The organism is Rubneribacter sp., from assembly GCF_965361815.1.
This window is the reverse complement of record NZ_CBDTNW010000028.1, coordinates 1-11313: the sequence shown is the minus strand read 5'-3', so window position 1 is coordinate 11313 and position 11313 is coordinate 1. Positions and strand designations below refer to the sequence as shown.

Genomic DNA, 11313 nt, shown 5'->3' with positions numbered 1-11313 from the left:
GGTTGATGGACACGCCGTTGCCGATCATCGCGAACGGGTCGCGGGTGAAGTAGAGGTTCGGCATGGGCTTGATGACCATCTTGGAGGATTCGCTCACCAGGTCCACGAGCGAGTTCGACTTGTCGGTGTGAAGCTCGGCCAGGTTGATGCCCTCCATCGTCTTCAGGACGAAGTCCTTGGCATCGGGGTAGTTCGTCTGCATGTAGTCGAAGATGATCTTCTGGTAGCGCTCGGTGCGGATGCCGGCCTCTTCGATCCACTGCTTGAGGAACTTGCTCCGCAGCGCGGGGTCGTTCTCCAGCACTTCGGCCATCAGGTCCTCAAGATAGAACACCTCCACGCCGTTGTCGCGCAGCGCCTGCGCGAAGGCGTCGTGCTCTTCCTGGGCGACCTTCAAAAACGGGATGTCGTCGAACAGCAGCTCTTCAAGCGTGTTCGGCGTCAGGTTCAGAAGCTCTTTTCCCGGGCGGTGCAGCAGGACTTTCTTCAAGGGCTTGATCTCGCTCTTGACGTTCACTCCAGCCATGCGACCCTCCTTCTTTCGTCGTGCCCCGGTCGCCCGGGGCCTTTGCGCCTCTTTGCTAGATGCCAGAGGCCTCCTTCGCCAAGTCCGCGGCTGCGGCGGCGATTTCCGCGCCGCGATGCTTATCACCTTGCTCCCTTTGCGGGGCAAAGGAAAGATGTAAACGGGGTTTACCGGGGGACAGTTGAAGTTTAGCAGCGAAGGAGGGGTTCTACACCCTTGATAAACACCTGGTAGAGGGCTTGTTGTTTTTACGTTGAGCTTTCGGGACAAAGTGACGAAACTCGGCAAAAGAGACGGGTCGTTCGCAGGTTTTTCGTGTATTATGGGCGATTGGATAATGGAAGGCGTACCTGCGACAGAGAGGATGTCCGGCCGTGAGTTTCGCGCTTTTCCACTACACGCTTCTTGTGCTGCTGGCCGTCATCCTGACCGCCGCGGTGTGCCTTTCGGCCTACCTGGTGTCCCGCAAGAGCACGCTCAAGTACGCCTTTGCCGCGTTCATATTCTACTTTTTCGATGTGACCTGGGTGTTCCAGCGTGACTTCTTCTCGGGCGGCGAGGCGTACTCGTTCGTGGTGTCGCTGGTGATGATTGCGGTGGGGTGCGGGTTCCTCACCTCGTTTTGGTTGCTCGTGTGCGACTACCTGGGAAGATCCGGCAAGGTTTTAAGGGTTGCCCCCGCAGTGGCGTTCGCGGCGGCGAGCCTCGGCATGCTCCTGCTCCCCGAAAGCGGCGTGCAAAGCTTCCTGTTCTACCTGCCGCGCGAACTGTACCTGTTCTGGATGCTGCTGTTCGCCCTGTTCCACTACCTTACGCTGAAAGACGAGGCCGAACGTGCCCGCCTGCGCCGCCATGCGCTGCCCTACGCCGTCATGTGGGTGCTGGGGGCGAGCATCGTCGTGGAGGACGCGCTTGTGTTTTTGCTGTCCGACCCCATCCTATTCGGCCTTCGGGCGTTCGCTCCCGAACGGAACATCTCGGAGAACGTCCTTATGCTGTGCTGCGCGTTCCTGGCGTGCCGGGACGCGTTTCGCGTGCTCGCCCTTCGCTTCGAGCGTCCTCCCATGAAAAGGGGCGACCGCCAGGAGACGCGCATCGACGACAACCTGCAGCTCTACGGAAGCCGCCATCAGCTTTCCGCGCGCGAGCAGGAGGTGCTGCGTTACGTGCTCATGGGCTACGACAATCAGAACATCGCCTCGTCGATGCACCTTGCGCTCAGCACTGTGAAGGTTCACGTGCACAACATCCTGCAGAAGACCGGCCAGCCGAATCGGCAAGCGCTCGCCCAGGATTTCTGGAAGATGTCGTAACGCGGTCCCGAAAGGACCGAGCGGTCTTGGCGGTTGGAGGAGGTCGGCTGCCGGAGCCGCTTTCGCTCACGATGCGATAAGGTTCTCCGCGATGCTCTTGAGCTTTCTGAAATCGGTGATGACGAGCGCGCCGCGTTGGCGTTCGGCGCACTCGGCGTTGCGCAACGCCACCACGGAGTTCGTGATGGAGTTCACGTGCACGCCCAGCATCTCGGCCAGCTCCTCGTTGCTGAACGGAACGATGGCCGGCGCCTGCGCCGAGCCGAACTCGCGCGCCAGCGTGAGCAGCAGCGCCGAGAACCGCTGCAGCACGGGATAGACCGAGGCGTTCACCGCTTCGCGCGTTTGCAGCGACATCATCTCGAACAGGTACTGCGCCATGGCGTAGCAGATGTCGCCGTTCGCTTTGAGGTAGGAGCCGAAATCCTTGGCGTCTATGGCGAGCGCCTCCACCTTCGTGGTGGCCTTCGCGTTGAGGATGGACGGCTTGCGGTCGATCTCGGGCCGGAATCCCTGGAACCCGATGAGGGTGCCCGCCTTGTGAAAGAACACCGTTTTGACGTAGCCGTCGGGCGTGTCGCTGTAGAGGCGCACGAGGCCGCGCGTGAGGTAGAAGGTGCTGCGCATGTCGTCGCCTTCGCGAAACAGGTAGTCTTTCGGGCTGAGCGCAAGGCTTCGGGCTTTCAGGACGCCGTCGGCCACTGCGCGCTCCACGGCTTGGCTGAGCAACGGCTTTGGCTGCACGAACAGGCTGATCGCCTCCATGGTTCCCCCTTAGTCTCTCTCCTCTTGGCCCGGATACATCATACTCCAGGCCCCCAAAGCCGCTCCGGAGGCGACCGAGGCGGCCAAAAACGTTGCGGAAAGGGGAACGTCCCCCTGCAGCAGGGCGCCGGCCGCAAACCCGCCGCATATCATGCCCAAGTCCAGCGCGCTCTGCTGTCGGGCCAGAAGCGCGTTTGCGTTGCCGCTTGACAGCAGCCCCGCCGCTGCGACCAGCGTGGCGGTGGCGCCGAAGTAGCCGGCTCCGCTCAGAAGGGCCCCCGCGAGCACGGAGGCGGGCTTCCCCCCAACCGCCATGAGCAGCAGGCCCGCCCCGCTTAAGGCCATGGCGCCCGCTGTCGAGCGCTTGGCGCCGCATGCGTCGGTCGCCCAGCCGGCTGCGACGCTGCCCGCAAGCCCGCCCGCGCTCAGGCACGCGAACAGCAGCCCGTCCGCGCTTTCCGCGAGGCGCTGGCCGGCCAGCGTGTGTCCGAAGTTCATGATGACGCTGTATCCCGAGGCCAAAAGCAGCGGGCATGCGAACAAAAGGGCCGTTTGCCGGCGGGGGAGCGTCTGATCGGCGGCCCGAAGCCGCCGGGGTGCGGTTTTGCCGGTCGGGTCTTTCGGCAGGGCGCAGGCTGCAACGGTTCCGCACGCGCCTGCGAGCGCGAGTGCTCCGAAGAACGCTTGGTACCCATGCAGGTTGATGATGGGGAGCAGGATTGCCGGACCCGCCATGAGGGAGGCGGTTGTGGCGAACCGCACGATGCCCAGCCGCCGTCCCAGCGAGGAGGCGGGGGAGATTGCCGCAAGGTACTGCGCGACGCCGGGCTGGAACAGCGCCAGGCCGATCGCCTGTGCAATCCGCAGCGCGACGATCCCCTGCGGCTCGGCGCATCCGGCGAGCAGCAGGCAGGGCGCGGTGTAGCCGATCGCCCCCACCATCAGGGAAAGCCGGCTTCCCCTGCGCGCGACCGTTCGTTCCAAAAGGACCCTCAGCAACACGGCGACGAGCACGAACAGGCTGTTCTGGAGTCCGGCGACGAAGGGTCCCGTGCCAAGCGCCATAAGGTGGGAGGGCAGCGCGATCGTCACGGTGTTGTTGAGTCCGAACAGCAGGAAAGCGGCGATGGCGACCAGCGCGGTCGCGACGTTCGGCGACTTCGCCGCTTGGCCGCAGCGCGCCGCGCCTCCCGTTTCGCCGAGTCCCATGCGTCCCCCTTCCCGCGCACGCGATGATACGGGGTTGCGCGGCCGTTCGTCCAGCCAAGCCTGTGCCAGCCCCACAATGTTGTGGGCCGGGCCGTTGTTTGGGCGCGCGGCCCAACCGTGTGCCGACCCCACCGCCGTGTGTGGAGCGCGCGGCGCGGCCGGCGTATCGTTGCGGGCGTCCCCGCGCCGGGGGCGCAGGATGAGGAAGACGAGGAAGAGGAGGATGGGATGGAGACGACCGAGGCGCATGCCGCCGCATGCGAACCCGAGTACTTCATGCGCGACGGCAAGCTGACGCGTCGCACGTTCATCAAGGGCGTCGGGGCCATCACCGTCGCGTCCGCGATGGGCTTCGGCGCGCAGGCTGCGGGCGCGCCTGCAGCGGCAGCCGACGAGGTTCCGGCGGCTGCCGGCGAGAAGGCCGTGCACGCGGTGTGCACGGTGAACTGCACGTCGCGCTGCCACCTGCGCGGCACGGTGCGCGACGGCAGGCTGGTTCGCGTGGAGCCGGGCGACATGCCGGGGCGCCCGGGCTACGCCAACGCCTGCCTGCGCTCCATGAGCTACATCCAGCGTCTGCAGGACGAAAACGCGCGCGTCATGTACCCCATGCGCCGCACCGGCGAGCGCGGATCGGGCGAGTTCGAGCGCATCACCTGGGACGAAGCCATTGACGAGATAGCCGAGAAGCTCAACGCCGTGCTGGAGAAGGATCCCAAGGCGGCGTCGTTCTACTCGTTCACGGGCGATTTGGGCAAGATGTCGTGGGAGGCTCCCACGCGCTACGCGGCCTGCGTGGGCGCCACCACCTGGGACATCGAGGGCATCATGGGCGACCACGGCGCGTCCATGGGCATGACCATGGTGTTCGGCACGCATCGCGGCGCGCACGACTCGCGCGACTACATGAACTCGAACCTGCTTTTGGTGTGGGGCCGCAACGTGGCCGACACGCACACCTCTGAGCTGCGCGACTACGTGGCCGCGCGCAAGAACGGCTGCAAGATCATCGTCATCGACCCGCGCCAGTGCTCCACGGCGTCCATGGCCGACGAGTGGATTCCCATCAACCCGCAGACCGACCCCGCGCTTGCGCTTGGCATGATGAACTGGATCATCGACAACGACCTGCACGCCAAGGACAAGCTGGCGGAGGAGTCGGTGGCTCCCTACCTCATCCGCGAGGACGACGGCACCTACCTGCGCATGGCCGACGGCGCGGTGGTGGCGTCGGCTGCGGGCGGTCAAAAGGCCGACGCGGGTTCCATCGGCACCGTGCCGGCGGCCCAGGGCGCGGCGGGCGAAGGCGCCGGCACGTACGTGATCTGGGACGAGCTGACAGGCGCGGCGGTGTCTGCTCCCGACGCGGCCACCATCAAGGCCGGTGGCGTGAAGCCTGCGCTTTCGGGAGCGTTCACGGTGGACGGCGTGGCGTGCCGCACCGCGTTCGACCATCTGGTGGACGCGTGCAAACCCTACACGCTGGAGCGCACCGGCGAGATCTGCGGCATCGACCCCGCCGTGGTCGAGCGCCTGGCCCGCGAGTACATCGAGGCGCAGCCCGCCGGCATCCGCATGGGGCAGGGCATGCAGCGCGTGTACCACTCGTATTCGCCGTTCCGCACCGTGGCCACGCTTGCCATGGTGGCCGGCTACATAGGCGTTTTGGGCGGCGGCGCGTCGCATGCGGGCGGCACGGCCACGAACAAGCCGGTGGCCGGCTACACCGGTTCTGTGTACAACTACGAGGACTGGTCGAGCACGGGCAAGAAGGCCAACCTCGTGCCGTCGTCCAAGGTGTACTCGGCGGCCGTTGACCACGATCCGGTGCCCATCGACTTTCTGTGGATAGCCAACTCGAACTTCATCAACATGAGCCCCGATTCCAACCGCATTATCAACGAGGTGATCCCGGCCATCGACTTCATCGTGACGGCGGACCCGTGGTGGACGTGGACGGCCAAGTACTCCGACATCGTGCTGCCCGCCAGCACGTACTGGGAGCACTGGGACCTCATCGACCGCAGCCCCTGGGCGATGTTCAACCAGCCGGCCATCGAGCCGATGGGCGAGAGCAAGTCCGACACCGAGATCATGACGCTGCTTGCGAAGAAGACCGGCGTGGAGCGGTACTGGGACAAGACCGACGAGGAATGGCTGCGCCAGTTCGTGAGCACCGCGCACCCGGCGTGGGATGGCTTCGACTGGGATCGCGACGTGGTTGAGCAGGGCATCTACGGCCGTTCCGACGGTATCTTCGATTCGGCCATCGTGTACGAGAACGGCACCGGCTACTCCACCGACACCGGCAAGTTCGAGTTCTACACGGAAAGCATGGTGGAGTTCGGCGAGGAAGTTCCCACCTGGCTGCCGCCGTGCGAGGACCCGCGCGAGGGCGAGTTGGCGCAGAAGTACCCGCTTGTCTACATTCAGTACCACGACCGGCTCAACGTCCACACGCAGCACATTTTGAACCCTGCGCTCGAAGTGGTGCAGGACGAGCCGCTGCTGCAGATGAACCCCGCGGACGCCGAGCCGCGCGGCATCGCGCACGGCGACGTGGTGCGCGTGCGCAACGACCGGGGCGACATGAAGATCCGCGTGTTTCTGACCGAGGGCATCATCCCGGGCACGGTGGCCACGCAGAGCGGCTGGACGCCCGACCACTTCATCGAAGGCTGCTATCAAAACCTCACTCACCACACCATCTGCGATGCCGAGGAAGCCTACAGCATGACGAACACCGCCTTCTACGACGTGCTCGTCGAGGTTGAGAAGGCGTGAAGGAGGAGATCATGACCCAGAAACGCTACGGCATGGTGATAGACACCCAGCACTGCGTGGGCTGCCAGACCTGCACCGTCAGCTGCAAGATATCCAACGAGGTTCCCGGCGGCGCGCACTGGAACCACCTGGAGAGCTTGGACGGCGAGGTGCTGTACCAGGCTACAGGCACGTTCCCGCGCACGGTGGTGGCGTTTCGCCCGCTGCTGTGCAACCACTGCGACAACCCAGCATGCGCGAGCAACTGTCCCACCGGCGCCATGCACAAGGACCCGGAGACGGGCATCGTGTCGGTGAACGAGGACGTGTGCATAGCCTGCGGGTACTGCGGCTGGGTGTGCCCGTACGGCGCGCCGTCCATGAACGACGTGGACCGCGTGATGAGCAAATGCACCTTCTGCGCCGAGCGCGTGGCGCAGGGCGCGGAGCCGTACTGCGTGGCCTCGTGCCCGGCCAACGCGCGGGTGTTCGGAGACCTGAACGATCCGGAGAGCGAGGCGAGCAAGCTTCTGCAGGAGGGGCATGCCAAACCCTACCTTCCGGAAGCCGGCACGCATCCGTCGGTCTACTATATTTAGAAAGAGGGGGTTGAACGATGTTCGCCGAATTGCTTCCCTTGCTCGCGTTCACCACGTTCGCCGGTTTGGCGGCTGGCGCGTACGCGATTGATGCCGTGTGCGGGAACGCCCGCGTGGGCGGCGGGTCTGCTGCCCACGGTGGGGCCGCCGCAGGTTCGGGCGGCGAGGCTGCCGGGATCCCTGCGAATGCCGCATCCGACGCGCTTGCGCGGCCGTGGCTGTTTCCTCTCGTGTGCCTGGTGCTTCTGGGCGTGGGCCTGTGCGGCACGCTCGCGCACCTGGGGCAGCCCCTGCGGTTTCTGAACGGCATGTCCAACCCCGGCTCCATGATCGCGCAGGAGGCGTACTGGTCCATCGCTTTCGGAGCGGTCATCCTGGTCGATCTGGTGCTGGCGTGGAGAAAGGGCGCGGTGGCGCGGCCGGTGCGCTGGGTTGGCGGGCTGGTGGCGCTGGGACTGATGGCGGTCACGGGCCTGGCGTACTGCAAGAGCCTGGGCCTGCCGGCGTGGAACGGCGCCGCCACCATCCCGCTGTTCGTGCTGGGCGATCTTGCGCTGGGGGCGGGCCTGTGCGCCTTGCTGGACGGAAAGGCGCTGCGCGACGGCCATCTGGCCGCGGCGAACGTGGCCGCCGGCGTGGCGTTCGCAACCGTGCTGTGCGCGTTCGGGCTGCATCTGGCGCGCATTGGCCTGGATGCGACGGGGCTGTTGGTGGCCGCCGGTATCGCAGGCCCGGTTGGGGCCAGCGTTGCGGCTGCGGCGGCGCGCACGGGCAAGCTGCCCGTCAGCGCGGGCGGCATTGCGGTATGCGTGCTGGCCACGGTGGGCGTGGTGCTCGCCCGCATAGCGTTTTTCGCCGCCGGCATGCTGCCGTAGAAGCAAGGCGGAGGCGCGCTCGGCGTTTGGTCGGAAAGAGGCTGCAGCAAAAGCTTCTTCGGTGGAACGAATCCGGGTGGAGCGAGCTTGAGTGAATAAGTTTGAACGAGGAGGGGCTTGATGCGAATCAGGCCTTTTCTCGTTCATGGGGGCGAAGGCGAGAAAGGTCGAGAGCGGAGGCCGGGACCCACTCGCAGGTTGGTCACAAAACGCACCCTGTGGCACACGCAGGGCCGGTTTCGCGCCCTCCGTGCACTCCGCATCTGGAGAAACCCCAGATCGCGAGAATTGCGTGGTCCGCCAAAGCGCCGAACCGGCCGCCCGGAGTGCCACAGGGCGCGTTTTGTGACCAACCTGCGCTTGCAAAGCCTCGCGCGGCGGCTCGGCCCGGTCTGCGTCAATGATGGTTTGACGGGGGAGTGCTGTCTGCCGTCTGGATGGCGAGCAATCACCGAAATCGGAAAGCAAAGGGGCGCGGGCAGGCTTTCTGAGAGTTTCTCGTCGTTGGCGACCAGGCATTTCCTTTTTATCGTCGGGGGGCAAGGCTGCAACATCTTCCGATTTCGGTAATTTGTCGCCATCTGGGTGGTTTTCGCGTTGTCGAAGCTATTCCTTAGGGACGCGATTTTCGGAGAGATGGTGGTTGGCAAGGTGCGCTTTGCCGTGCGAGAAGGGAGAGAAGGCCGACAGAGCGCGAGTGCGTGCTTTGCCGGGTGGAAGAGGCATCCCGCCGTTGCATGCGTGCGTGCGGAGGCTTTGTTCTGCTAAAGTGAAGCAGTCTTCTGCAGACGCGCTTTCGCATGGATGGCGACGTGGGTAAGAGTGGGTAAGACGCAGTCCGGCATCCGCAGGGCGCAGCGCAGAGATTTCGGAAAGCGAGATTCGAGAGAAAGGAGAGGGTATGGGCTCTACGCTGGTGCGGAAGTTCAAGAACGTCGGTCCCGGCGCGCTTGTGGCTGCAGGGTTCATCGGTCCCGGCACCGTCACCACGTGCACGGTCTCGGGCGCAAGCTACGGCTACACCATGCTGTGGGCGCTGCTGTTCGCCACCGTGGCCACCATCATCTTCCAGGAGATGGCCTCGCGCGTTGGCATCGTCTCGGGCAAGGGGCTGGGTGAAAACATCCGCGATCGTATTCCCAACAAAACGCTTATGTGGATTGCGATCGTGATTGTTATCATCGCCATCTTCGTGGGCAACATCGCTTACGAGACGGGCAACATCACGGGCGGTATCTTGGGGATCCAGGCTGTCGTGCCCGATGCGCCGATGATCCCCATCGTCATCGTGCTGGGCATTCTGGCGTTCGCGGCCATGTGGATCGGCTCGTACAAGGTGGTCGAGGTGGTGCTCACGGCCATCGTCGTGTTCATGGGCGTGGTGTTTTTGGTGACGGCGTTCGCGTCGAACCCCGATTGGGGCGCCATCGCGGCCGGCTTGTTCGTGCCGACGCTGCCCGAGGAGGGGTCGAAGGGCATTCTGACCGCCGTCGGCCTTATCGGCACCACCATCGTGCCGTACAACCTGTTCCTGCACGCCTCCGGTGCGGCCGAGCGCTTCAAGGACCCCGAGCAGGTGTCCGACGCTCGCTTCGACACCGTGCTGTCCATCGGCTTGGGCGGCATCATCTCCATGGCCATCCTCGTGTGCGCCGCCGCCAACATCTACGGTACGGACATGACGGTGACCAATGGCAAGGACATGGCCGTGGCGTTGCAGCCGCTTTTGGGCTCGTGGGCCACGTGGATGATCGGCCTGGGGCTTTTGGCGGCCGGCTTCTCAAGCGCCATCACGGCGTCGTTTTCGGCCGCGTACGCGGTGAACGGCGTGCTTGCCTGGAAGAAGACCACGAAGGACCTGCGCTTCAAGGTGATCTGGATGATCGTGCTCGTGGCCGGATGCGTGATGGCCGTGGCGCTGGGCCACAGCCCCACCGAGCTTATCCTGGTGGCGCAGGCGGCCAACGCCATCTTGCTGCCCATCATGGCGTTCTTTGTGCTGTACTGCGCCAACGGCAAGGATCTGGGCGCGTGGCGCAACCATGCGTTCGCCAACGTCGCAGGCGTGGTGATCATCGTCATCACGCTGTTCATGTGCTGGCGCAACATGTCCAGCTTCGTGACGTCTCTACAGGCGCTCATCGGCGGGTAGGCCGGCGCGGAAGGGCGCGCCGGTCTGTTTCGAAGAAGGCTTCGCTTGCGGGTATGGTTCTTCTTTGATGGAAGTTGACCTGGGGTGTGCTCCGCGTAGTAGGATGGGCGCATCAGCAAACAAGCGCTTTGCGACGTAGAGGAGATACACTATGGATACCAGCATTGTCGAGCAGGCGCACGAATACCGCAGCCGCCTGTTTCCCGGATTCGATTCGCCGCTTGCGGTCACCGATCCCGAGTTCTCGGAGCGTTTCGACCGCTTCGCGTTCGGCGAGGTCGCCCACAGCGACGACCTTGACGACCGCACGCGCCTCATGGCCATCTTGGCGGCGTTGGTTGGGTGCCAAGGGGTCGAGGCGTACCAGGCCATGGCTAAAGGCGCGTTCAACGTGGGCGTGACGCCGGTTGAGATGAAGGAGATCGTTTACCAGGCGGTTCCGTACCTAGGGCTTGGGCGCGTGCTCCCGTTCCTCCATGCGACGAACGAGTTGCTGGAGCATCGGCTGGTCGATCTTCCGCTTGAGGGGCAGGCCACCACTCAGGTGGATGCGCGGCTTGAAGCCGGCATCCAGAAGCAGGTGGACATCTTCGGCGAGGGCATGGCCGACTTCTGCGAGTCCGGTCCCGAGGAAACGCGTCACATCAACCGGTGGCTTGCCGCCAACTGCTTCGGCGACTACTACACGCGCACCGGCCTTGACGACGCCCAGCGCGAGATGATCACGTTCTGCTTCCTTGCGGCGCAGGGCGGATGCGAGCCGCAGCTGAAAAGCCACGTGAAGGGCAACATGCATGTGGGCAACGACAAGGCGTTCCTCATCAAGGTGGCGTCCCAGCTGGTTCCCTACATCGGCTATCCGCGCTGTCTGAACGCCCTTCGCTGCATCGAAGAGGCTGCGGCCGAAGAGTAGCAGCAGATTTTGCGATGCGCGTTTGCGATGCCGCCGGTCTGCGCAGCAGGCTGGCGGCATCGTGCGTTGGCGGCGCGGTGCGTCCGGGTCCGCCGGCGCGCCGCGCGCGTGGCCGCAGCCGTACGGCCGGGTGGCGAAAAGGGGTTTACGCCTCTCTTTTCTCTTCTCTCGACCTTCTTCCCCCATCCTGGGAGTCTG

General features: G+C 64.7%; 9 protein-coding genes. 6 read left to right on the top strand and 3 right to left on the bottom strand.

Translation table 11 applies throughout. The features are described from left to right. On the bottom strand, positions 1-526 hold a 526-nt coding region (locus ACWKY3_RS01550; RefSeq protein WP_449314668.1), incomplete at its 3' end, for an arginine deiminase family protein. A gap of 374 nt (positions 527-900) precedes the next feature. On the opposite strand from ACWKY3_RS01550, the gene ACWKY3_RS01545 reads away from it, so the two are divergent. Then, on the top strand, positions 901-1839 hold the full coding sequence (locus tag ACWKY3_RS01545) for a response regulator transcription factor (RefSeq protein WP_449314667.1): 939 nt from the start codon (positions 901-903) through the stop codon (positions 1837-1839). Between the two features lie 66 nt (positions 1840-1905). On the opposite strand, the gene ACWKY3_RS01540 is transcribed toward ACWKY3_RS01545, so the two are convergent. Both ACWKY3_RS01540 and ACWKY3_RS01535 read right to left on the bottom strand, forming a co-directional pair. Further along, complete coding sequence (locus ACWKY3_RS01540) at positions 1906-2604, bottom strand: Crp/Fnr family transcriptional regulator (RefSeq protein WP_449314666.1); 699 nt, start codon at positions 2602-2604, stop codon at positions 1906-1908. A gap of 9 nt (positions 2605-2613) precedes the next feature. Continuing rightward, on the bottom strand, positions 2614-3813 hold the full coding sequence (locus ACWKY3_RS01535; protein WP_449314665.1) for an MFS transporter: 1200 nt from the start codon (positions 3811-3813) through the stop codon (positions 2614-2616). A gap of 228 nt (positions 3814-4041) precedes the next feature. Here ACWKY3_RS01535 and ACWKY3_RS01530 point away from each other — a divergent pair, with 228 nt between their 5' ends. The 5 genes from ACWKY3_RS01530 (at position 4042) to ACWKY3_RS01510 (ending at position 11115) form a co-directional block, all read left to right on the top strand. Next, positions 4042-6597 (top strand): molybdopterin-dependent oxidoreductase, encoded by a 2556-nt coding sequence (locus tag ACWKY3_RS01530; protein WP_449314664.1) that lies wholly within the window; start codon positions 4042-4044, stop codon positions 6595-6597. Between the two features lie 11 nt (positions 6598-6608). Further along, a complete protein-coding gene (locus tag ACWKY3_RS01525) occupies positions 6609-7175 on the top strand; it encodes a 4Fe-4S dicluster domain-containing protein (RefSeq protein ID WP_449314663.1) in 567 nt (188 codons plus the stop codon). 17 nt (positions 7176-7192) lie between these two features. After that, a complete protein-coding gene (locus ACWKY3_RS01520; protein ID WP_449314662.1) occupies positions 7193-8050 on the top strand; it encodes a DmsC/YnfH family molybdoenzyme membrane anchor subunit in 858 nt (285 codons plus the stop codon). Positions 8051-8951: 901 nt separating this feature from the next. After that, positions 8952-10202: an Nramp family divalent metal transporter gene (locus tag ACWKY3_RS01515; RefSeq protein WP_449314661.1), complete on the top strand. Its 1251-nt coding sequence runs from the start codon at positions 8952-8954 to the stop codon at positions 10200-10202. Positions 10203-10353: 151 nt separating this feature from the next. After that, the gene (locus ACWKY3_RS01510; protein ID WP_449314660.1) at positions 10354-11115 is read left to right on the top strand and encodes a carboxymuconolactone decarboxylase family protein; all 762 of its coding nucleotides are present in this window, start codon (positions 10354-10356) and stop codon (positions 11113-11115) included. The last annotated feature ends 198 nt before the right edge of the window (positions 11116-11313 follow it).